Below are 21028 nucleotides of genomic sequence, written 5' to 3'. Positions count from 1 at the left end.
CTCTTACTCTTCCCGCGGGTCGATGTACTTCGCAGCGCCATCGAACCGGCCGTAGGTGCCGATGTTCTTCTCGTAAGCGGTCTTGGGGTCCTCGCCGTGGCGGATCGCCTCCAGCATCTTGCCCAGACGCACGAACTGGTAACCGGTGACCTCGTTGTTCTCGTCCAGAGCCAGCTTCAGGATATAGCCCTCGGTGAGCTCCAGGTAGCGAACGCCCTTGGCCTTGGTGGAGAAGATGGTGCCGGTCATGCTGCGCAGGCCCTTGCCCAGGTCCTCCAGGCCGGCGCCGATGGGCAGGCCGTCCTCGCTGAACGCGGTCTGGCTGCGGCCATAGACGATCTGCAGGAACAGCTCACGCATGGCCACGTTGATGGCGTCGCACACCAGGTCGGTGTTCAGAGCCTCCAGAATGGTCTTGCCGGGCAGGATCTCGCCGGCCATGGCGGCGGAGTGGGTCATGCCGGAGCAGCCGATGGTCTCCACCAGAGCCTCCTCAATGACGCCCTGCTTCACGTTCAGGGTCAGCTTGCAGGTGCCCTGCTGGGGGGCGCACCAGCCCACGCCGTGGGTCAGACCGGAAATGTCCTTGATCTCGTAGGCCTTGACCCAGTTGCCCTCCTCAGGGATGGGGGCGGGACCGTGATGGGGCCCTTTGGTCAGAGGACACATACGCTCTACTTCATGCGAATAGGTCATGTTCGTTCTCTCCTTTGCTCTTCGTACTGCAGGCTATATTGTGATTGTTTGCACAATGTTCCGCAGTATCCATTATAGGCAAAAAACGCCCCTTTTTCAAGGCGTTTTGCCAGGCTTTTGCCGCCGTGCGCCACAAATTTTGCCCCCCGTTCGCGGCGGTTTTTGGGTGGGCCGCCAATCGTGCAACTTGTTTGGTCATTTCTACAAAATTTTTGGAATTTAATTGTTGCATTTCCACAAAGGCTGTGATATAGTATGGGGCGAGGAAAGCAGGCGGGAGCGCCGCTTTCCGGGAAAGTATGGCGGCAAAAGGCCGCGGGGCCCCGGGCCCCCCACAAACAAGAAAGAGAGGTCATTTACTATGGATCGCATCAATGTGAACAATTTTGACGTGAGCGCTTTCAGCGAGGTCCTGGCCTCCTGCAAGGGCGATGTCTACATGGTCACCCCCGAGGGCGACCGGCTGAACCTGAAGAGCAAGCTGTGCCAGATCCTGGGCTTCACCAGCCTGATCAAGGGCGGCCAGATCGCCTCGGCCCAGTTCGAGTGCACCGACCCTGAGGACGAGAGCCGGCTGTTCCGTTTCAACCTGTTCGGCGAGAAGTAAAAAACGCGCGGAAAACGCACAAAAAGCGGCGGGCCGTTTGGCCCGCCGCCTTTTTGTTTTTTATTGCAGCTCCACCGCCGCGCCGCCCGCAAGGCGGCTTTTTTCGGCGGCCAGGGCGATGCGGTGGCTCTCCAGCGAGACGTCCAGGCTGGTGAGGCCGGGTCCCGGCTCGCCCCCCAGCATCAGCTCCACGAAGGCCTTCACAAGGCCGGCGTCGCCGCCGCTGTGGCCCTCGGCCGCATCGATGTGGAACACCTGCGCCGGCTTTCCGAAGGGCGTGAGGGTGATGTCGCCGCTCAAAAGGTCGGCGGAGAGCTCCCCCGCCGTGCCAAGGAAGCGGGCAAAGCGGGTGTTGTGCTCGGTGAAGCCGGTCATGGTGAAGCCGAAGGTGCTGCCGTCGGTCATCTCCACGTTCACCACCTGATGATCCACCACGTCGTTGTCGCAGGCGAACACGCAGCGGCCGTAGGGGCCGGTGCGGATGGCATCCAGCACCGAGTCGTGGGCGGGGTGGGCGGCCAGCACCTCGCAGGGCCAGCCGTCGTTGCCCGCGTCGATGCCGGTGGCGGCATTGGTGAGGTAAATTTTCTCCGCGTCGAAGGGGCAGTCCGCCTTGGCGGCGCAGCCGTCCAGGCACCGGGCCGCCGCGCCCTTCGGGGCATGGGCGGCGTTGAAGAAGGAATTGGAGCCGAAGGAGCTCACCCGCTTCGCGCTCTTGCCCGCCAGCCAGAGGTAGAGGTCCAGGTCGTGGCAGCACTTTTGCAGCAGCATGGGGCTGCTCTCGTCGGTGCGGCGCCAGTTGCCCCGCACAAAGCTGTGGGACTGGTGCCAGTAGCCCACGTTCTCGATGGCCTGCACGGTCATCACCTGCCCCACGGCGCCGCCGTCCAGCAGTTCCTTTACCTTTTTATAAAAGGCGGTGTAGCGCAGCACGTGGCACACCACCACCCGGCGGCCGGTCTCGCGGGCAACGCGGGCCAGCAGGTCGCACTCCTCCAGACTGGGGGAGACCGGCTTTTCCAGCAGCAGGTCGTAGCCCTTTTGCAGCGCGGGCACGGCCTGGGGCACGTGCTGCCGGTCCATGGTGGCGATGACCGCGGCGTCCGCCAGCCGGGGCCCGGCCAGCAGCTCCTCCCCGGTCCTGAAGCACTGCTCCGGGGCAAGGCCCAGCAGCTTTGCCACCTCGTTCCTCTTTTCGTCCACCGGCTCGGCGATGGCGGTGACGCGCACATTATCGCCGTATTTCAAGAATTCCGGCAGATAGGCGTCCTTGCCCCGGTTGCCCAGGCCGATCAGCGCAACGGTGAATGAGTCTTTCATTTTATCCTTCCTCCCCCTTTTTCCTCGTTCCAGTATACACCCTTCCGGCGGCGATGGCCAGCCCGATGGATACAAAAAGGCCGCCGACTGTTGCCGGCGGCCTTTTTGTGTATGTCCGTTTAGAAGAAGATAACTTAGTTGGTGCCGATGGACATGGTCTCGGGCAGGGTGCTGCCGCCGTCGATGACGATCTGAGAACCAGTCAGGTAGCTGGACTCGTCGCTGCCCAGGAAGGCGAACAGCTCGCCGACCTCGATGGGCTTCGCCAGACGCTTCATGGGCACGCCCACGGCGATGTCGTTGATGGCGCTCTCGGGATCGTTGGGGTTGGACTCCATGGCCATCTTCTCGACCATCGGGGTGCGGGCATAGCCCAGCTGAGAGCAGTTCACGCGGATGTTGCGGGCGGCATATTCCACAGCCAGGCACTTGGTCAGACCGACCAGAGCAGCCTTGGTCATGGCGTAAGCGGCCTCGCCGGCGTCGGCCACGATGTCACCGGTGACGGAGGAGGCGATGACGATGTTGCCGCCGCCCTGCTTCAGCATGTAAGGAACAACGGCCTTGCAGGTGTTCCAAACGCCCTTGATGTTCACGTCGATGTGGAAATCGCGGGTCTTGTCGTCCATCTCCTCGAAGGGAGCCAGGCGGCAGACACCGGCGTTGCAGCAGGCAACGTTGATCTCGCCGAAGGTGTCAACGCCCTTCTTGGCGGCGGCGTCCATCTGCTCGCGGTCAGCAACGTTGGCCACAACGGTCACGATCTCGCTGCCGTACTCCTTGCGCAGCTTCTCAGCGGTCTCTTCCACACGGGGATCCAGGTCCACCATGATCAGTTTGGCGCCGTACTTGGCATAAGCGGTGGCGATACCCTCGCCCAGACCCACGGCAGCGCCGGTGATCAGTGCAACTTTACCATCCAATTTAGCCATTTTTAAGTCTCTCCTTTTCTGTTGTATAAGCCATGCGGCTGCAAGAGCCGCCCGGTTACGATGGGATCAATATTCTTTGGTGCCGGCCACCGTTTCGATGGTGACCTTGTGCTTCTTCCAGTTCACCAGCACCATCCACAGCCACAGCAAAGCGCCGATGCCGATGTAGATGCCGAAGCTCTTCCAGGAGCCGGCACTCTGGCCCAGGGTGCAGAAGAAGGCGATGGCCACGGAGATGATGAGCGCCAGCACCCGGGTGAAGCTGCCGCCCTTGAGTTTGTAGGGAGACACCAGCTCGGGGTGGTTCTTGTGGATGCGCATGGCGCTGATCATGGTGATGGCGTAAGCGCAGGCGCAGCCGAAGCTCATCAGGTTGAAGAAGTCGTTCATGAAGGTGGTGGCGTTCTGTAAAAGCAGGAACACCAGCGAGATGGCCAGCAGCAGGATGTTGGGCAGGATGGGCTGCTGGTGGCGGTTGACCTTGGTGAACACCTTGGGCAGGAAGTTGTTCTCGCCCATGGCGTACAGCAGCCGCACGGTGGAAAGCCAGAAGCCCAGCAGGCAGGTGCCGATGGCGCACAGGATGGCCGCCACGCCGAACACCACCGCGAAAACGCCCCAGCCGCCGCCCAGCTGCTCCATCATGGTGATCGCCAGGAAGCCGCCCACCGCGGCGCCGCCTTCCTCCACCAGGGGCTGCACAGGCATGCCGCCCAGGCCGAAGAAGAACAGCGCGTAGATGACGCCGCAGGTGACGATGGAGCCCAGGATGGCCTTGTTGGATTCCTTGATGGGGAAGTCGCCTTCCTCCACCATCTGGGGCACCGTTTCAAACCCGAAGAAGGGGGTGATCAGCAGCGCCATGCCGATGATCCAACCGGGGATGCCGAAGTGGCCTTCCACCTGGGTGTAGAAGAAGTTCTGGAAGTTGTCCCAGCTCCACACGCCGGAGAACAGGAAGGCGACGGTGGCGACCAGGCAGCCGCCGATGGCGAACATCAGCATGTACAGCTGGATCTTGCCGGCGATCTCCACATTCTGCAGGCTCAGGATGCAGTAGCCCACCAGGCTCACCAGGGCCACCACCTCGATCAGCATGAAGCTGGTGGGCACGTGCAGCACATGGAACAGCCACTGCACGATGGCCATGACCGCAGAAGGCGGCACCGCGATCCAGGCGGCCATGATCAGCCACGAGGAGAAAAAGCCCACATGCTTGTTGATGCCCACGGTGTTGTAGATGAGCTCGCCGCCCGCCTTGGGGAAGAGGGGCGCCAGCTCACAGTAGACCATGGCAATGGGCAGGATCAGAAGGGTCATCAGCGCAAAGCCCAGGAAGGTGCCCGCGCCGCAGTACTCGTAGAAGATGGTGTCCCAGTAGCCGATGAAGGTGAAGATGGCGCCCGCAGCGATGGCGTAAACGTAGATCAGGCGCAGGCTCTTCTTCAGCCCGGTAGGCTGGGTCTCCACATTGTTCTGTTCAGGCATTCTATATCACTCCGTCTTTTTGTCTCGCGCTCAGAAAACGGAGCTTAGAACGTCTTGACACCGTCGGGAGTTTCGATCTCCACGGGGTGCTTCTTCCAGTTGACGCAGACCATCCACAGCCAGATGACAACGCCCACGCCCAGGTACACGCCGAAGCAGATCCAGGAGTCGATGCCCTGGCCCAGGGTGCAGAAGAAGGCGATGGCCACAGCGATCAGCATGGCCAGGATGCGGAAGGCGTCGCCGCCCTTGACGGCGTTGGAGCTCTTCCAGTTGGGGTACTTGTGGTGGATGCACACGGCGCTGATCATGGTCAGAGCATAGGCGCAGGCGCAGCCGAAGCTCATCAGGTTGAAGAAAGCGCTCATGAAGTCAGAGGAGTTCTGCAGAACGATGAACACCAGGCTCAGCACCAGCAGGAACACGTTGGGCAGCAGGGGCTGCTGGTTCTTGTTGACCTTCGCGAACACCTTGGGCAGGAAGTTCTTGTTGGCCATGGAGTAGAGCATACGAACGGTGGACATCCAGAAGCCCAGCAGGGAGGCGCCCATGCCCAGCAGGCAGGACAGCAGGCCAACAACGATGGGCCAGAAGGTCCAGCCGAGCACGTTCTGCATGGTGGAGATGGTCAAAAAGCCGTCCTGAGCGAAGTTGGTGTAGACATCCTGCAGGCCGTCCAGACCAGCCACGCAGAAGTAGTAGAACACGTAGATGCTGCCGCAGGTGAGGATGGAGCCGCAGATGGCCTTCTTGGAGTTCTTGATGGGGAAGTCGCCTTCCTCAACCATCTGGGGAACGGTCTCAAATCCGAAGTAGGGGGTGATCAGCAGAGCCATGCCGATGACCCAGCCGGGGATGCCGTAAACGGAGTCAAGAGTGGTGCTGAAGATGTTGCCGAAGTTGGACAGGTGCCAGTGGCCGCTGAACAGCAGGATGAAGCCGGTCAGGATGGTGACGGTGATGTTGCAGAACAGCATCACAGCCTGAGCCTTGACCAGGATCTGCACGTTCTGGATGCTCATCAGGAAGTAGAGCACCAGCAGCACGGCGGCGCAGGCGACCATGGGCCAGGTGCCCAGGCCCAGGTTGAAGGTCTTGTTCACCCAGGTCATGATGGCCATGACAACTGCCGGGGGAACAGAGATCCAGGCGGCCATGATCAGCCAGGAAGCCAGGAAGCCAACATGCTTGTTGATGCCGACGGTGTTGTAGATCAGTTCGCCGCCGGAGGTGTGGAACAGAGAGGCCAGCTCACTGTAGACCAGGGCGACAGGAAGGATGGCGATGGTCATCAGGCCGAAGGCCAGGAAGGTGCCGCTGCCGCAGTAGCCGTAGAAGACCGAGTCCCAATAGTTCACGAAGGTGAAGATGGAACCGGTGGCGACGGTGTAAACAAAAATCAGCTTCAGACTTTTGTTCAGGCCGCCTTTCGTTTGGGTGTTTTCCATGATAATGACTCCTTTTCACAGGTTTGGCTCCCCGCCAAAACCGCCTGCCCGCAAAAAAAACACCGAAGCCCCGGCGCTTTCCCTCACGCGGTTTTTCGATGTTGTCACACAAGTCAGGACCAGCTCGCGCCGGCCGGGCTGCATGGCAGCGGGTATTCAGTTCCCGGGTCCAGAGGGTCCGCCCCCCTTTAGCCGTTATAAAAATAACACCGTCCGCGGATAAATGTCAAGAGATTAACAGGCATTTTGTATGCAATTCCATGATCGTGCACCAAAAAGAGACGTTTTTGCACCTGCGGCGGCAGGCCTCACAGCCTTCCGCCCTTCGTGGGGCGCAGCGCCGCGAGGCAGGCAAAGCCCGCCGCAGCGGCCCCCGCCGCCAGCCAGTGGCGGCCCGCGGCAAGGCCCAGCGCCCGGGCCGCCAGGGGGAAGCCGATGCTGCCCGCGCTCATGCCCAGGGCGAGGAAGCCGTAATTCACGCCGGTGTGCTCCAGGCCGAACAGGTCGGTGCACAAGCTGGGCAGCACCGCCGCCTCGCCGGAATAACAGAAGGTGAGGGCGGTGTAGACGGCGATGACCCACCAGCCCCCGGCGAAGGCGAAGGCCGCCGACAGGCCGCAGAGGCCGGCGAACAGAATGAGGTCCGCCGCCCGGCGGCCGATGCGGTCGCTGAGGGCCGGCATGGCCAGCCGCCCCGCCGCCGAGCCGACGGAGCCGACGGCCACCGCCAGATGGGCGGCGCTCTCCGAGAGGCCCCGCTCCTGCCCCAGCTCCACGATGACGGGGCTGAACAGCAGCACCGCCGGGCTGGCCAGGGCGGTGGCCAGGAACAAAAGCCGGTACTGCCGGGTTTTGAGCATCTGCACGGGGGTGAAGTCCCGCCCGGCGCGTTTCGCCGGGGCCGGGGCGTTTTCGGGGTTTTCCAGCAGGGCGCTGCCCGCCGCGCACACCGCCAGCATCAGGCCGCCCAGCACCCAGAAGCAGACCCGGATGCCCCACCGCCCGCTCAAAAAGCGTACCAGGAGGGTGAGCGCCGCGCCGGAGAGACCCACCGCCCCGCCGATGACGCCGGTGGCGAGGCCCTTTTTCTCGGCGTACCACTTCTGGGCGCAGCCCATCACCGCCGGATAGAGGAAGGCACTGCCCAGCCCCACCGGCAGCGAGAAGGCCAGATAGAACAGGCCCGGCCGCCCCGCCGGCACGAAGCCCACGGCAAAAAAGCCCGCCGCCAGCAGCGCCGTGCCCGCAAAGCCCGCGATGCGGGGGCCCGCTTTGTCCTGCAAAAAGCCCCCCAGCACGCACCCGAGGCCGAAGGCCCCGATGGTGAGGCTGAGCACAAAGCTGGCCGCCCCCTCGTCAAAGCCGTATTCCGCCCGCACCGGCCCCTGGAACACGCCCCAGGCGGCGGGCACCCCGGTCAATATCTGGATGGCGGCCCCCGCCGCAAGGATGGTCCAGTGGTGTTTTTTCAAAAAGGCCTGCATCGGCTCTCCCCCTTTGCCTTTGTCTTTGGGTTAGTATGGCCCTTTCCGATTGACAAATGCGGGCGCGCAGGGCTATGATATAAGTCAAACACGTAATAACAGGGGGAACAGCCATGAAGATCAATCCGCTCAAGGGCATGAAGGACTATCTGCCCGACGAACAGCGCCTGCGGGACTATGTGCAGGGGCGCATCCTGGCCACCTACCGGGCCAGCGGTTTCCAGCGCATCTCCACCCCCATGCTGGAGGACATGGAGAACCTGGACAAGAGCGAGGGCGGCGACAACCTGAACCTCATCTTCAAGGTGCTCAAGCGGGGCGACAAGCTGGCCGCCGCGCTGGCTTCCGGGCAGGAGAAGGACCTGTCGGACATGGGCCTGCGCTATGACCTGACGCTGCCCCTGAGCCGCTACTACGCCGCCAACAAGGACAAGCTGCCCACCCCCTTCAAGGTCATCCAGACCGACCGGGTGTTCCGGGCCGAGCGGCCGCAGAAGGGCCGCATGCGGGAGTTCGTGCAGTGCGACATCGACATCCTGGGCGACGGCAGCACCAACGCGGAGATCGAGCTGATCGACGTGACCGCCCGGGCCCTTCTGGACATCGGCTTCAAGGACTTCACCGTGAACATCAACGACCGGCGCATCCTGCGGGGGATGCTCACCGGCATGGGCTTTGCCCCCGACAGCCTGGACAGCGTGTGCATCACCTTTGACAAGCTGGACAAGATCGGCGCCGAGGGCGTGACCGCCGAGCTGACCGAAAAGGGCTGCCCCGCCGAAGCGGTGGCGGCGCTGGGCGAATTTTTGGCCGCGGGCCGCACCGACCTGGACGCGGTGAGCGCTCTGTGCGACGACGCAGCCCTTGCGGCGGACCTGAAACGGGTCATCGCCGCGGTGGAGGCTTTGGCCGACGGCAAGTTCTCCATCGCCTACTGCCCCAGCCTTGTGCGCGGCCAGGGCTACTACACCGGCATCGTGTTCGAGGTCACCTGCCCGGCCTTCGCCGGCGCGGTGGCGGGCGGCGGCCGCTACGACAACATGGTGGGCAAGTTCCTGGGCCAGACGGTGCCCGCGGTGGGTTTTTCCATCGGCTTCGAGCGCATCTGCGCCATCCTGGCCCAGCAGGGCTTTGCCGTGCCCGCCGAGAAGGCCCGGCTGGCGCTGCTCTATCTGCCGGACGCGGACTTTGCCCAGGTGCTGAAAAAGGCCGCCGACCTGCGCAGCCAGTACACCGTGACCGTTCTGCCCCAGGCCAAGAAGCTGGGCAAGCAGTTCGGCCAGCTGGAGACCCAGGGCTTTGCCGCGGCGGCCTTTGCCGACAACGACGACATCAAGGCGCTGGGCGCGGCCCGGTGAGCCGGTTTCCCCTTTTGCACGCAGCGGGAGGGGCGGGCGTTTTTCGCCCGCACCTCCCCTTTTTGCATAAACGCCCCGCCCCCGGGCAGACTACTGCCAGGAAGGGAGGAGACGACCCCATGCGGATGTTTTACAAAATTTGCGTTGCTTTGCTCATCGTGGGCGGCCTGAACTGGGGCCTCATCGGCCTGTTCAGCTTCAACCTGGTGGGCTGGCTGTTCGGCGGTTCCGCCAGCACCATCAGCCGCATCATCTTCACACTGGTGGGCCTGGCTGCGCTGGGCGCCATCCCCGGCCTGCTGGGCCTGGGCGACGGCAGCGGCGAGAGCACCCAGTCCTGAATATTTTTTCATCAGAGAGGAAGGCCGCGGCGCAACATGCGCCGCGGCCTTCCTTTGCAAAAAAGGGCCCCCGGCGTTTGCCGGGGGCCCTTTTGGTTTGCTTTGCGATTACAGCTCAGCGAAGTACTTGATGGTGCGGACCATCTGGCTGGTGTAGCTGTTCTCGTTGTCGTACCAGGACACGACCTGCACCTGATAGGTGTCGTCGTCGATCTTGGTGACCATGGTCTGGGTGGCGTCGAACAGGCTGCCGTAGGTCATGCCAATGACGTCGCTGGACACGATGGGATCCTCGTTGTAGCCGTAGCTGTCAGAAGCGGCGGCCTTCATGGCGGCGTTGATGCTCTCCTTGGTCACGTCCTTGCCCTTGACGACGGCCACCAGGATGGTGGTGGAGCCGGTGGGAACAGGCACGCGCTGGGCAGAGCCGATCAGCTTGCCGTTCAGCTCGGGGATGACCAGGCCGATGGCCTTGGCAGCGCCGGTGCTGTTGGGAACGATGTTGGCGGCGCCGGCACGGGCACGACGCAGGTCGCCCTTGCGATGGGGGCCGTCCAGGATCATCTGGTCGCCGGTGTAGGCGTGCACGGTGGTCATGATGCCGCTCTGGATGGGATAGGTGTCGTTCAGGACCTTCGCCATGGGAGCCAGGCAGTTGGTGGTGCAGGAAGCGGCGCTGATGATCTGGTCATCGGCGGTCAGGGTGTTCTCGTTCACGCTGTAAACGATGGTCTTCAGGTCGTTGCCGGCGGGGGCAGAGATGACGACCTTCTTGGCGCCGGCTTCGATGTGAGCCATGGCCTTGTCCTTCTTGGTGAAGAAACCGGTGCACTCCAGCACCACGTCCACACCCAGCTCGCCCCAGGGCAGCTCGGCGGGGTTGGGGTTCTTGTAGATGGTGATCTTCTTGCCGTCCACGGTGATGGAGTCCTCACCGGCCACCACGGTGTGGCCGTCGTAACGGCCCTGGGCGGTATCGTACTTCAGCAGATGGGCCAGCATCTCGGGGCTGGTCAGGTCGTTGATGGCCACCACTTCGTAGCCCTCCGCGCCAAACATCTGACGGAAGGCCAGACGGCCGATGCGGCCGAAACCATTGATTGCAACTTTCACTGCCATTGTAAAATCCTCCTTATGATTCGCGTCACGCCCTTGCGGGCGGAACATTTCGCGGCTGGTCTTATTGTATCGCAATTTTTTTCAAAGCACAAGTGGTTGTGAATGATTTAACACAAAAATGCAAAAGAAAACTTTGGAAGGTACAAAGCGCGCATGAACCGCTCCCGCTCCGCCACACTAAGGGGAGAATACCGGGCAAAGGGGGAACGACGGCCATGGACCTGCGATGGGAGTGCGCCCGCCGCACGGCGGCGCTGCTGCGCGCCGAGTGCGCCGAGGTGCTGGCGGCGGAGGGCGCGGCCCAGCGCGCCGCCGCCTACCGCATTTTGCGGGCGGCGCAGAATCTGGAGATGTGGGCCCAGCTGACGGGCACAGGGCTGCCGCCGCGGGTGATGGACCTTTCGGCCAGCGCCCGGGCGCTGGTGGAGGCCGCCCGGGAGGTGTGTCCCATGCCCCCTTCCCTGCTGCGTTTTTCCGCCTGCGGCCAGCCGCTGCCGGTGGCTGCCGCCGAGCCGGCCTTCGGGGCGGTGCTTTTGAATCTTCTGTGCAACAGCCTGCTTTATGGCGGGGCAAAGCCGGCGGTGAGCGTGCGCTGTCTGCGCCAGGGCAGCCGGGCGGTGCTGCTTTTGCGGGACTGGGGGCCGGGCATCCCGCCCCACCGCCAGCGGCTGGCCCTGACCCCCTTTGCCGGGGCGGGCAGCCTGCCGGGGCTTGGGCTGGGGCTGCCCCTGGCCGCCGCCTTCGCGGCCCGCTACGGCGGGGCCTTCACGCTGGAGAGCCGCCCGGGCAAGGGGGTGGCGGCGGCGCTGTCGCTGCCGCTGTGCCCGGTGGCAAGGCTGCCCCGCCCGCCCCACGCCGCCGCCCTGCTGGCCGACCGGTACAGCCCGGTGTATGTGCAGCTGTCGCCCCGGTGCGTGCTGCCCGATTGACCCGCGAAAGCGGCTATATTATAATGGATGTGCACGATTTTTCGGGAGGCAGGACATGGAAAAGCGAATTTGCATCCTCTACACCGGCGGCACCATCGGCATGGTGCCCACCCCCAGGGGCTACGCGCCCCGGCCAGGGTATCTGGGCCCGCTGCTGGCGGCCATGCCGGAGCTGACCGGCCCCGAGGCCCCCGCCTGGGACCTGGTGGAGATGGACCCCCTTCTGGACTCCTCCAACATCGCCGTGGGCGAATGGAACGCCATCGGGCGGGCCATTTTTGAGCGCTACGACGACTACGACGGCTTTGTGGTGCTACACGGCACCGACACCATGGCCTACACCGCCGGGGCGCTGAGCTTCATGCTGGAAAACCTGCAAAAGCCGGTGGTGCTCACCGGCAGCCAGATCCCCCTGTGCCGCCTGCGCAGCGACGGGCGGGAGAACCTCATCACCAGCCTGCTCATCGCGGCCCAGGGCCGGGCCGCCGAAGTGTGCCTTTATTTCGGCGGCAAGCTGCTGCGGGGCTGCCGGGCGGTGAAGCGCTCGGCGGACGGGCTGCAGGCCTTTTTCAGCCCCAACTACCCGCCGCTGGCGCTGGCGGGGGTGAACATCCGCTACGACGCGGCGGCCTTGCGCCGCCCCGCGCCCCGGGGCCCGGCGGCGCTGGCCCCCTTCGACAATGTGCCCATCGGGGTGCTGAAGGTGTTCCCGGGCATCCAGTTCGACCTGTTCGAGCCCATCATGACCCGGCGGCTGCGGGGCATCGTGCTGGAGACCTTCGGCGCGGGCAACATCCCCGACGAGCAGGGCGCGCTGCCGCCCCTCATCCAGAAGGCGTGGCAGAACGGCGCGGTGCTCACGGTGTGCAGCCAGTGCTTTGAGGGCGGCGTGCTGCTGGGCGAATACGCCGCCAGCGCGGCGCTGACGGCGGCGGGCGCGGTGAGCGGCGGCGACATGACCACCGAAGCCGCCGTTGCCAAGCTCTACTACCTGTTCAGCAAGGGGCTGGACGCCTCTGCCGTGAAGGAGAAAATGGGCGAGAACCTGCGGGGCGAGCGCAGCGACAGCCTTACATAAACATACAAAAGGCCCCCGCCGGGAAGTTCCCGGCGGGGGCCTTTCTGCGCACTCAGCGCTTGATGAGCTTATAGATCTGGATGACCACGGTGGGGGCCACGGCCAGCAGGGCGATCTGGCCCAGCTGCGCGGCGGAGAGGGCGCTCACAGCGAAGAGGCCGGAGAGGCCCGGCACGAAGAGCACCGCGGCCAGCAGCACCACGCCCAGCACGAAGGCGCCCAGGCTGTACCAGTTGCCGGCAAAGCCCAGCTTGAAGATGGAGGCCCGGCCGCGGCAGTTGAAGCCGTGGAACAGGCGGGCCAGGGTGAGGGTGGCGAAGGCCATGGTGCTGGCCAGCGCCGCGCCGCCGGCAAAAAGGCCCAGGTAGAAGGCAGTCATGGTGGCCGCGCCGATGAGCGCGCCCTGGGCGCCGATGGCGCCCAGCAGGCCCTTGTCCAGCAGGGGCTGCTTGGGGTCGCGGGGCGGCTGGTCCAGCAGGTCGTCGCCCGCGGGCTCCATGCCGATGGCGATGGCGGGCAGGCTGTCGGTGAGCAGGTTGATGAACAGCAGGTGCACCGCCTGGAAGGGCACCGGCAGCCCCGCCAGCGAGGCCCACAGCACGCACAGGATGCCCGCCGTGTTGCCGGAAAGCAGGAACTGGATGGCGTTTTTGATGTTGGCGTAGACGCCGCGGCCGTTCACCACCGCACGCACGATGGTGGCGAAGTTGTCGTCGGTGAGGATCATGGAGGCGGCGTCCTTGCTGACCTCGGTGCCGGTGATGCCCATGGCCACGCCGATGTCCGCCCGCTTGAGGGCGGGCGCGTCGTTCACGCCGTCGCCGGTCATGGACACGATGCTGCCCCGGCGCTGCCAGGCCTCCACGATGCGGATCTTATGCTCCGGCGAGACGCGGGCGTAGACCGACACCTTGGGCAGCACCTCGTCCAGCTGCTCGTCGGTCATGCTTTGCAGCGTCGCGCCGTCCAGCGCCTGGTCCCCCGGCTGCATGATGCCGATCTGGGCGGCGATGGCGCTGGCGGTGACCTTGTGGTCGCCGGTGATCATGATGGTGCGGATGCCGGCGCGGCGGGCGTCCGCCACCGCCTGGATGGATTCGGGGCGGGGCGGGTCCACCATAGCCACAAGACCCACGAAGGTGAAGTCCCGCTCGCTGTCCATGGTCAGAGGCTCGCTCTCGTCCAGCCGCCGGCGGGCGAAGCCCAGCACCCGCAGCCCCTGGCGGGACCAGCTCTCGTTCACGCCCACCAGCAGGGCTTTGTCCTCCTCGGTGAGGGGGCGCTCGCCGTCCGGGGTGAGGATGCGCGCCGAGCGGGCCAGCAGTTCGTCCATGGCGCCTTTGGTGTAGAGCGTGCGCTCGCCGTCCACCCGGTGGAGGGTGCTCATCAGCTTGCGGTCGGAGTCAAAGGCCAGCTCGCCCAGGCGGGGGCATTCGCCGCGCAGCGCGTGCTCGTTCATGCCCATGCCCCGGCCCAGCTGCACTAAGGCGATCTCGGTGGGGTCGCCCACCGCGCCCTCCTCGCTCATGGTGGCGTCGCTGGCCAGCAGGCCCATCTCCCCCAGCAGGGTCTGGGCCGGGTCGGCCGCGGTCATGTCCGCCGCTTCCAGCTCTTCGCCGGCCACCCAGGCCTTCTGCACCTGCATGCGGTTCTGGGTGAGGGTACCGGTCTTGTCGGAGCAGATGACCGACACCGCGCCCAGGCTCTCCACCGCCTTCAGGTCCTTGATGACGGCGTTCTGCCGGGCCATCTTCTGGGTGCCCATGGCCAGCACGATGGTGACGATGGAGCTGAGGGCCTCGGGGATGGCGGCCACCGCCAGGGCCACGGCGAACATCAGGGAGTCCAGCACGGGCATGCCGCTGCGGAAGACGGAAAGCAGGAACACCACGCCGCAGATGGCCATGATGACCGCCGCCAGCTTGCCGCTGAAGGCGTCCAGGCTCTGCTGCAGGGGGGTCTTGCGCTGCTGGGTGCGGTTCATCAGGGCGGCGATGTGGCCGATCTCGGTGTCCATGCCGGTCTCGGTGACCACCATCAGGCCCCGGCCGTAGGTGACGAGAGACCCGGAATAGGCCATGTTCCTGCGGTCGCCCAGGGGGATGTTCTCCCCTTCCAGCGCGCCGTCGACCTTTTCCACCGGCTCGCTCTCGCCGGTGAGGCTGCTCTCGTTGATCTTCAGCGACCAGCTGTTCAAAAGCCGGCCGTCGGCCACCACCATGTCGCCGGCCTCCAGCAGCACCACGTCGCCGGGCACCACCTGGGCCGAGGGCAGGGCCACCGTCTCGCCGCCCCGCAGCACCTTGGCGGTGGGTGCGGACATGGCCTTCAGGCTTTCAAGGCTCTTTTCCGCCTTGAGGTACTGCACGGTGCCCAGCACCGCGTTGAGCAGCAGCACCGCGAAGATGACCAGGGTGCTCTCGCTCTGGCCGCTGGCCAGGGAGATGAGGGCCGCCGCCACCAGGATGATGACCAGCAGGTCCTTGAACTGCTCGGCGAACACCTGCAAAGCGCTCTTTTTCCTGCCCTCGGTGAGTTTGTTCTCGCCGTGCTGTTCCAGCCGGCGGGCCGCCTCTTCGACGGTCAGGCCCTGCGCGGAAACGGAGAGTTCGTCCAAGGCCTGCTGCGCGGTTTTTTCGTACCAGTTTTTCATCTTTTCTGCCTCCCGTGGTTTTTTATGGGCACGCAAAATGCCCGGCCGCCTTTGAACGGCGGCCGGGCAAAAAGAAAAGACCCCCCGGCAGCCACAGCAAAACGGCTGCTGAAAAGTCTTGTGACCACAAAACACAGGGCCCGCGCCGCCAGGCCCGAGGGGCCGGCTTGTTGGCGGTGCGGCAGGGCGGCCAGAAAAAGCCGCCTACACTACTCCCTTTTCAACATTTTAATTATAGGCCGAAGCGGGCGGCGCGTCAATCGCGCCGCCTGCCTCTTTACAAACTTTTTACATTTGGGGCGCGGGCTTCTCTTCCGGGGCGGCCTCGCCCACAGAACCGAAGGCATACGCCGCGCCGCAAAGGCCCACCAGGGCCAGGGCGCCGGCCTCCGCCAGGTCCGCGGCGCTGTTGGCGCCCACCATGAAGCGGGCCAGCGCGCCGGGGAAGGCAAGGCAGGTGCACATAAGAAACGCCGCGCTGCCGGTGAAGAACACCCAGCCGCCGCTGCGCCCGCCGGGCACATAGGCCACCTTGGCCTGGGCGGTGGTGAACAGCAGCGCCGCCAGCGCCGCCAGGGCGGCGAAGTTGGCGTCCACCCGGGCCATGCCGGTGGGGGCAAAGCCGAAACGGCTGATGGTGAGCAGATAGAGCGAGAGGGTGCCCGCCACGCCCATCAGCGCGCTGCGGGTGGGGGCTTCAAACTCGGGGGTGAACCGGCTGCGGCCCAGCAAGAGCATCCAGACGGCGCTGACCAGATACAGCACCGCCCCCGCCTTGCCGAAGGCGTCCAGGCCCGCCCAGCCGGCCAGCTTGGCGCCGCCCAGGGCGGCAAAGCCGAACCCGGTCAGAAAGCACATCACGCCCTGGGCCGTGCTCTGGCCGCAGAGGGCGGCGGGGCGGCGGGGCGCCAGCAGCGCGCCCAGCGCCAGCAGCACAAGGATGCCCCCCGCGATGGCGTAGCGCGCCCAGGCGGGGCCCCAGGTGACGAAGCCGGTGTCAAGGTCGGTGTAATTCACCACGTCCAGCCAGCGGGCAGCGCCCGCCAGGGCCGACACCAGCAAAAGCAAAAAGGCAGCAAAGCGTTTCATCAGCGTTCCTCAAGGGTCTTGTATTTCTGCCGCACGCCCAGATACTTGTAGGCCGGGCGGATGATGCGGTTGGCGAACATCACTTCTTCGATGCGGTGGGCGCACCAGCCGGGGATGCGGCTGATGGCGAACAGCGGGGTGTACAGGTCCGGCTCGATGCCCAGCATCTTGTAGATCAGGCCGCTGTAAAGGTCCACGTTGGCGCACACGGTCTTGTTGCCCTTCTCCTCGGCGAACACCTGCGGGCCCAGTTTTTCCACCAGGCACAGCAGGTTAAACTCGTCCTCGAAGCCCTTTTCAAAGGCCAGGTCTTTGGCGTGCTGGCGCAGGATGATGGCACGGGGGTCGCTGAGGGTGTAGACCGCGTGGCCCATGCCGTAGATCAGGCCGCTGCCGTCGCCCTCCTGGCGGCGGATGATCTTGCGCAAAAACTCCCGCACCTCGTCCTCGTCGGTGTGGTTCTCCACTCCGGCGCGGATGTGCTCCAGCTGCTCCATCACCTTGAGGTTCGCGCCGCCGTGCTTGGGGCCTTTCAGGCTGCCGATGGCCGCCGCGATGGCGGAGTAGGTGTCGGTGCCCGAAGAGGACAGCACCCGGCAGGTGAAAGCGGAGTTGTTGCCGCCGCCGTGGTCCGCGTGGAGCACGAGGCACAGATCCAGCAGCTTGGCCTCCTCATGGGTGAACTTCTGGTCCGCCCGGTAGGTGGCCAGGATGTGCTCGGCGGTGCTCTGGCCGGGGATGGGCATGTGGAAGAACATGCTCTGGTGGTCGTAGATGCGCCGCTTGATCTGCCAGGCGTTCACCATGATGGTGGGCAGGCCGGCGATAAGGCTGATGGACTGCTCCAGCAGATTCTCCAGGCTCAGGTCCTCGGGGTTCTCGTCGTAACTGTACATGGCCAGCACGCCACGGGCCAGCTTGTTCATGATGTTGGGGCTGGGGGCCTTCATGATCATGTCCTCGGCAAAGCCGTCGGGCAGGGCGCGGTGGCTGTCCAGGATCTGGCCGAACTCCTTCAGTTCCGCCGAGGTGGGCAGGGTGCCGAAGAGCAGCAGCCAGATGACCCCTTCGAACACAAAGCGGTCCTTCTGATAGGCCTCCTCCGCCAGCTGCTCCACGTTGATGCCCCGGTAGATGAGCTTGCCGGGGATGGGCACCACCGTGCCGTCCTCGGTCTTGTCGTAGCCCACAACGTCGCAGACGTTGGTGAGCCCCGCCAGCACGCCGGTGCCGTCGGGGTTGCGCAGGCCCCGCTTGACCCCCAGCCGCTCGCTGGTCTCGGGGTCGATGTAGTTATTTTCCAGATACTCTCTGCATAGATATTTCATGGTCTGGGGCGCAAGCCGCGCCTTTTCCACCGCCATGGCGTTTTCCCCTTTCTCTGTTTGATACTTTCCCTTTTTTGCGCCGCGTCCCGCGGCCGTTCATCCCTATTTATATATGTTTTTCATATTACACGCTTTGCCCTTAAATTGCAAGGGCGGCAAAAAAGGAGGACGTTATGAAACGCGCGCTGCTTCCCATCGCTCTGTTCGCCCTGCTCACCTACTGCCTGCCGCTGGTGAGCCTTCTGGTGCCGGTGCTGGCCGACGGCGGCGCCGGCCAAAGCGCCCCCGCCGCCGAAGAGGCCGGCGGCGAGGAGGGCCAGAGCCCCGCCGCCCAGTTTCTTGCGCCCGCCGCCTCCGGGCAGGAGGAGCAGCAGCCGGCGGGCAGCGCCGCCGACAGCGAGGTCATCCGCCTGTGGGATGCGGGCAGCCAGCAGGTGCTGGAGGTGCCGCTGCTGGAATACCTCATCGGGGCGGCGGCCAGCGAGATGCCCGTCATCTGGCCGGACGAGGCACTGAAGGCCCAGGCCGTCGCCAGCCACAGCTACGCCCTCTACCAGCGGGACCACGCCTCGGCGGACAAGCTGGAGGGGGCGTGGTTCTCCGCCGACCCGGCCCGGCGGCAGGGCTACATGACCCGCGAGGTGCTGCAAAGCTACTGGGGCGAGGCCTTTGAGGAAAACTGGGCCCGGCTGGAGAGCCTGTTTGCCCCCATCCTGCACCAAGTGCTCACCTTTGAGGGCGCGCCCGCCGCCGCCTGCTACCACGCCATCAGCAACGGGCAGACCGAGGCCAGCGAGAACGTGTGGAACGAGGCGCTGCCCTATCTTGCCGGGGTGGACTCCACCCTGGACCTGACCGCCGAGGGCTACGAGCAGACGGTGACCTACACCACCCAGCAGATGTACGACGCCATCGTGCTGGGGGTGCCGGGGGCCGAGCCGGAGCAGGGCAAACCGGAGAGCTGGTTCGGCGAGGCCAGCCGCACCGCCGCCGGCTATGTGGCCGAGATCCAGTGCGCGGGGGTGTTCATGCGGGGCACCGACCTGCGCACGGCCCTGGGGCTGCGCAGCGCCTGCTTTGACATCCAGTACGCCGACGGGGTGTTCTCGGTGACCACAAAAGGCTACGGCCACGGGGTGGGCCTGAGCCAGTACGGCGCCAGCGCCATGGCCCTCACCGGCAGCACCTGCGCTGAAATTCTGGCCCACTACTACCCCGGCACCACCCTGGAAACGCTGGGCTGAAAAGAGAAAAAAGCGCCGGGACGGCTTTTGCCGCCCCGGCGCTTTGCGCGTTCAACGCTCAGTTCTCGTCCAGCAGGAGCTGGTCCACCATGCCGATGAGCATGTCCTGCTTGATGTAGTTCAGGCCGTAGGTCTCCACGTAGCTGTCGTAGCTGTCGCCCAGCTGCTCCTGGATGTCCTCCTCGGTCACGGTCATGCCTTCCTGCTCGGCAATGGCCTGACGCAGCAGGCTGAACTTGGCCGCCTCGGGCAGCTGCTCCTCCAGCAGGGCCAGGTAATCCTCCTCGCTGCCGTAGCCGGAGAGCATCATCAGGGTGTCCACAGAGATGCCGTAGCTGGCCGCCTGGTTGTTGACAGCCGCCAGCTGAGCCTCACGCATGTACTCGGAGATGGCTTCGGGCACTTCGGTGATCTCGGCGTTCTCCTCCAGGTAGTCCAGCATGTAGTTGTACTTCTTGGAGTTGCGGATGGCGTTGGTGATGCCCTCGTTGGCCTCGGCGGCGGTGGTCCAGCCGTAGGTGGACTGCATGTTCTCGGCCACGAAGGCGTCGTCCATCTCAGGGTAGAGCAGTTCGTCGCCCTGGATGTAGTTGATGGTGGTGGTGAACACCGCGTCCTTGCCGGCCAGCACCACGGTGTTGCCGTCGGCGTCGGTGGAGTCGTTGTAGTCGTCGGGGAAGGTGACGTTCACGTCAAAGGTCTCGCCGGGCTTGTGGCCAATCAGCTGCTCCAGGAAATCGTCGATGTAGCTGGTCACGCCGATGGTCACGGTGGTGCCGGCGCCACCCGTGTTGCCGCCGGTGAACTCCACGCCGTCCACGCTGCCCACATAGTCGATGTTCACGGTGTCGCCGTCTTCCACGGCGCGGTCGGTGACCTCATCGTAGTAGGCCCACTGGCTCAGCAGGCTCTGGCGGTTGCTCTCGATCTCCTCCTCGGTGGGCTCGATCTCCTCGGCGGGGATCTCCACGCCCTTGTACTCGGGCAGGGTGACGTAGTCCAGCGCGTGGATGTCCTTCCAGAAGCCGTTCTCGTCGATGTATTTGCTGTAGTCGATCTCCACCATCTCGGGCACGTCCTCGGACGCGGCAGAGCCGGAAGTGGAGGCGGAGTTGCCAGTGGAACCGCAGCCCGCCAGCGCGGCGGTCATGGTAAGCGCCAGGGCGGCAGCGCCCAGGCGGATCATCTTGCTCTTCAAGGTGGTATTCCCTCCTGTAATATGGCGGCCTTTTGGCCGCGCAGTGTCGGTTTTTATTATAGCACGCAAAGTCAAACCGTCGAGGGCTTTGGGCCAAAAATTCATAATTTCGTATTCTATTTTCTACTATTTGTAAATTGTGCTTTGTTTTATACCTGTTTTCGTTTGGATTGCAGGGGCAAATGCAGTATAATAAAATTTGAACGTGAGCCGAAAAACGCCCGGAGGCAAAGCCATGATCGACACAAGCAAAAAGTACTGGACGGGAGACTGCGCCGCGGACATCGACGAGTGGCTGCGGCTGTATGTGCCGAACGAAACGCTGGACATCAAGCCGGTGGTGTGCCGCGCCTGCGGGGGCGACGGGTTCCTGCTGCGGCTGGACCGGGACGAAGGGGTCATCCAGGTGGAGTGCACGGCGTGCGGCGCGAAGAAAATATTGCTGGACGGCGAGGACTACCGGGCGCACGCGCGGCTGCGGCTGCGCAAGTGCCCGGTGTGCAAAAGCTGCAGGGAGTACAACCTGCGGGTGGGCTTTGCCCGCCGGGAAAACGGCAGTGTGAAGTGGGTGTACATCGGCAACCGCTGCACCGGCTGCGGCACACTGGGCTCCTGGCTTGACTGGAAGGTGAGCTACGAGCCCACCGATGAGATGGAGCGCAACATCTGACGGCAAAAACCGGCCCGCCGGGCCGTGAACAAAAGGAAAGAGGGGC

At 64.5% G+C, this 21028-nt stretch carries 19 protein-coding genes; 7 read left to right on the top strand and 12 right to left on the bottom strand.

What is annotated here, in order from left to right; all coding sequences use genetic code 11:
* Nucleotides 1-3: 3 nt before the first annotated feature.
* Both ACMI1Q_RS01725 and ACMI1Q_RS01720 read right to left on the bottom strand, forming a co-directional pair.
* On the bottom strand, nt 4-696 hold the full coding sequence (locus ACMI1Q_RS01725; RefSeq protein WP_177521490.1) for an iron-sulfur cluster assembly scaffold protein: 693 nt from the start codon (nt 694-696) through the stop codon (nt 4-6).
* Entirely contained in the window at nt 680-934 is a 255-nt protein-coding gene (locus ACMI1Q_RS01720) for a hypothetical protein (RefSeq protein ID WP_419502584.1), read from the bottom strand. Before ACMI1Q_RS01720 ends, ACMI1Q_RS01725 begins: the two co-directional genes overlap by 17 nt.
* Nucleotides 935-1057: 123 nt before the next feature.
* Here ACMI1Q_RS01720 and ACMI1Q_RS01715 point away from each other — a divergent pair, with 123 nt between their 5' ends.
* Entirely contained in the window at nt 1058-1303 is a 246-nt protein-coding gene (locus ACMI1Q_RS01715) for a hypothetical protein (RefSeq protein WP_330058891.1), read from the top strand.
* A gap of 60 nt (nt 1304-1363) precedes the next feature.
* Here ACMI1Q_RS01715 and ACMI1Q_RS01710 read toward each other — a convergent pair whose 3' ends face one another.
* From ACMI1Q_RS01710 to ACMI1Q_RS01690, 5 genes are all read right to left on the bottom strand, one after another.
* On the bottom strand, nt 1364-2623 hold the full coding sequence (locus ACMI1Q_RS01710) for a Gfo/Idh/MocA family protein (RefSeq protein ID WP_419502583.1): 1260 nt from the start codon (nt 2621-2623) through the stop codon (nt 1364-1366).
* 134 nt (nt 2624-2757) lie between these two features.
* Complete coding sequence (ucpA, locus tag ACMI1Q_RS01705) at nt 2758-3555, bottom strand: SDR family oxidoreductase UcpA (protein ID WP_330058893.1); 798 nt, start codon at nt 3553-3555, stop codon at nt 2758-2760.
* A gap of 66 nt (nt 3556-3621) precedes the next feature.
* Nucleotides 3622-5043: an APC family permease gene (locus ACMI1Q_RS01700; protein WP_419068155.1), complete on the bottom strand. Its 1422-nt coding sequence runs from the start codon at nt 5041-5043 to the stop codon at nt 3622-3624.
* A 44-nt stretch (nt 5044-5087) separates the two neighbouring features.
* Nucleotides 5088-6491: an APC family permease gene (locus ACMI1Q_RS01695; protein ID WP_330058895.1), complete on the bottom strand. Its 1404-nt coding sequence runs from the start codon at nt 6489-6491 to the stop codon at nt 5088-5090.
* Nucleotides 6492-6799: 308 nt separating this feature from the next.
* Nucleotides 6800-7975 (bottom strand): MFS transporter, encoded by a 1176-nt coding sequence (locus ACMI1Q_RS01690; RefSeq protein ID WP_419502582.1) that lies wholly within the window; start codon nt 7973-7975, stop codon nt 6800-6802.
* A 113-nt stretch (nt 7976-8088) separates the two neighbouring features.
* Here ACMI1Q_RS01690 and hisS point away from each other — a divergent pair, with 113 nt between their 5' ends.
* Together hisS and ACMI1Q_RS01680 are read left to right on the top strand one after the other, a co-directional pair.
* Nucleotides 8089-9333 (top strand): histidine--tRNA ligase, encoded by a 1245-nt coding sequence (hisS, locus tag ACMI1Q_RS01685; protein ID WP_419502581.1) that lies wholly within the window; start codon nt 8089-8091, stop codon nt 9331-9333.
* Nucleotides 9334-9452: 119 nt separating this feature from the next.
* On the top strand, nt 9453-9674 hold the full coding sequence (locus ACMI1Q_RS01680) for a DUF378 domain-containing protein (protein ID WP_394981297.1): 222 nt from the start codon (nt 9453-9455) through the stop codon (nt 9672-9674).
* 108 nt (nt 9675-9782) lie between these two features.
* Here ACMI1Q_RS01680 and gap read toward each other — a convergent pair whose 3' ends face one another.
* A complete protein-coding gene (gene gap, locus ACMI1Q_RS01675; RefSeq protein ID WP_418718849.1) occupies nt 9783-10793 on the bottom strand; it encodes a type I glyceraldehyde-3-phosphate dehydrogenase in 1011 nt (336 codons plus the stop codon).
* A 215-nt stretch (nt 10794-11008) separates the two neighbouring features.
* On the opposite strand from gap, the gene ACMI1Q_RS01670 reads away from it, so the two are divergent.
* A complete protein-coding gene (locus ACMI1Q_RS01670; RefSeq protein WP_330058166.1) occupies nt 11009-11722 on the top strand; it encodes an ATP-binding protein in 714 nt (237 codons plus the stop codon).
* A gap of 55 nt (nt 11723-11777) precedes the next feature.
* Nucleotides 11778-12800 carry a type I asparaginase gene (locus ACMI1Q_RS01665; RefSeq protein ID WP_419502580.1) on the top strand — a complete coding sequence of 341 codons (1023 nt, stop codon included), beginning with the start codon at nt 11778-11780 and terminating at the stop codon, nt 12798-12800.
* Nucleotides 12801-12852: 52 nt separating this feature from the next.
* On the opposite strand, the gene ACMI1Q_RS01660 is transcribed toward ACMI1Q_RS01665, so the two are convergent.
* From ACMI1Q_RS01660 to ACMI1Q_RS01650, 3 genes are all read right to left on the bottom strand, one after another.
* Complete coding sequence (locus ACMI1Q_RS01660; protein ID WP_419502579.1) at nt 12853-15453, bottom strand: cation-translocating P-type ATPase; 2601 nt, start codon at nt 15451-15453, stop codon at nt 12853-12855.
* Between the two features lie 288 nt (nt 15454-15741).
* Nucleotides 15742-16542 (bottom strand): hypothetical protein, encoded by an 801-nt coding sequence (locus tag ACMI1Q_RS01655; protein ID WP_419502578.1) that lies wholly within the window; start codon nt 16540-16542, stop codon nt 15742-15744.
* Nucleotides 16542-17906 (bottom strand): citrate synthase, encoded by a 1365-nt coding sequence (locus tag ACMI1Q_RS01650; RefSeq protein WP_419502577.1) that lies wholly within the window; start codon nt 17904-17906, stop codon nt 16542-16544. Before ACMI1Q_RS01650 ends, ACMI1Q_RS01655 begins: the two co-directional genes overlap by 1 nt.
* 137 nt (nt 17907-18043) lie before the next feature.
* Between ACMI1Q_RS01650 and spoIID the strand changes: the two genes are divergently transcribed.
* The gene (gene spoIID / locus ACMI1Q_RS01645; RefSeq protein WP_419502576.1) at nt 18044-19114 is read left to right on the top strand and encodes a stage II sporulation protein D; all 1071 of its coding nucleotides are present in this window, start codon (nt 18044-18046) and stop codon (nt 19112-19114) included.
* Nucleotides 19115-19172: 58 nt separating this feature from the next.
* Here the strand turns inward: spoIID and ACMI1Q_RS01640 are convergent, their stop codons facing one another.
* Entirely contained in the window at nt 19173-20312 is a 1140-nt protein-coding gene (locus ACMI1Q_RS01640; protein ID WP_419502575.1) for an FKBP-type peptidyl-prolyl cis-trans isomerase, read from the bottom strand.
* A 235-nt stretch (nt 20313-20547) separates the two neighbouring features.
* Here ACMI1Q_RS01640 and ACMI1Q_RS01635 point away from each other — a divergent pair, with 235 nt between their 5' ends.
* Nucleotides 20548-20982, top strand: coding sequence for a hypothetical protein (locus tag ACMI1Q_RS01635; protein ID WP_419502574.1), 435 nt, complete (start codon nt 20548-20550; stop codon nt 20980-20982).
* The last annotated feature ends 46 nt before the right edge of the window (nt 20983-21028 follow it).

It is taken from the genome of Candidatus Allofournierella excrementavium (genome assembly GCF_048526665.1).
In the GTDB taxonomy this organism is placed as follows: domain Bacteria; phylum Bacillota; class Clostridia; order Oscillospirales; family Ruminococcaceae; genus Allofournierella_A; species Allofournierella_A excrementavium.
This window is presented reverse-complemented; position numbering and strand designations above follow the sequence as displayed.

Excerpts from the sequence above, each read along its gene's own strand:
- ACMI1Q_RS01725 (WP_177521490.1), bottom strand. The coding sequence starts at position 696 with ATGACCTATTCGCATGAAGTAGAGCGTATGTGTCCTCTGACCAAAGGG.
- ACMI1Q_RS01715 (WP_330058891.1), top strand. The coding sequence starts at position 1,058 with ATGGATCGCATCAATGTGAACAATTTTGACGTGAGCGCTTTCAGCGAG.
- ACMI1Q_RS01710 (WP_419502583.1), bottom strand. The coding sequence starts at position 2,623 with ATGAAAGACTCATTCACCGTTGCGCTGATCGGCCTGGGCAACCGGGGC.
- ucpA (WP_330058893.1), bottom strand. The coding sequence starts at position 3,555 with ATGGCTAAATTGGATGGTAAAGTTGCACTGATCACCGGCGCTGCCGTG.
- ACMI1Q_RS01700 (WP_419068155.1), bottom strand. The coding sequence starts at position 5,043 with ATGCCTGAACAGAACAATGTGGAGACCCAGCCTACCGGGCTGAAGAAG.
- ACMI1Q_RS01695 (WP_330058895.1), bottom strand. The coding sequence starts at position 6,491 with ATGGAAAACACCCAAACGAAAGGCGGCCTGAACAAAAGTCTGAAGCTG.
- ACMI1Q_RS01690 (WP_419502582.1), bottom strand. The coding sequence starts at position 7,975 with ATGCAGGCCTTTTTGAAAAAACACCACTGGACCATCCTTGCGGCGGGG.
- hisS (WP_419502581.1), top strand. The coding sequence starts at position 8,089 with ATGAAGATCAATCCGCTCAAGGGCATGAAGGACTATCTGCCCGACGAA.
- ACMI1Q_RS01680 (WP_394981297.1), top strand. The coding sequence starts at position 9,453 with ATGCGGATGTTTTACAAAATTTGCGTTGCTTTGCTCATCGTGGGCGGC.
- gap (WP_418718849.1), bottom strand. The coding sequence starts at position 10,793 with ATGGCAGTGAAAGTTGCAATCAATGGTTTCGGCCGCATCGGCCGTCTG.
- ACMI1Q_RS01670 (WP_330058166.1), top strand. The coding sequence starts at position 11,009 with ATGGACCTGCGATGGGAGTGCGCCCGCCGCACGGCGGCGCTGCTGCGC.
- ACMI1Q_RS01665 (WP_419502580.1), top strand. The coding sequence starts at position 11,778 with ATGGAAAAGCGAATTTGCATCCTCTACACCGGCGGCACCATCGGCATG.
- ACMI1Q_RS01660 (WP_419502579.1), bottom strand. The coding sequence starts at position 15,453 with ATGAAAAACTGGTACGAAAAAACCGCGCAGCAGGCCTTGGACGAACTC.
- ACMI1Q_RS01655 (WP_419502578.1), bottom strand. The coding sequence starts at position 16,542 with ATGAAACGCTTTGCTGCCTTTTTGCTTTTGCTGGTGTCGGCCCTGGCG.
- ACMI1Q_RS01650 (WP_419502577.1), bottom strand. The coding sequence starts at position 17,906 with ATGGCGGTGGAAAAGGCGCGGCTTGCGCCCCAGACCATGAAATATCTA.
- spoIID (WP_419502576.1), top strand. The coding sequence starts at position 18,044 with ATGAAACGCGCGCTGCTTCCCATCGCTCTGTTCGCCCTGCTCACCTAC.
- ACMI1Q_RS01635 (WP_419502574.1), top strand. The coding sequence starts at position 20,548 with ATGATCGACACAAGCAAAAAGTACTGGACGGGAGACTGCGCCGCGGAC.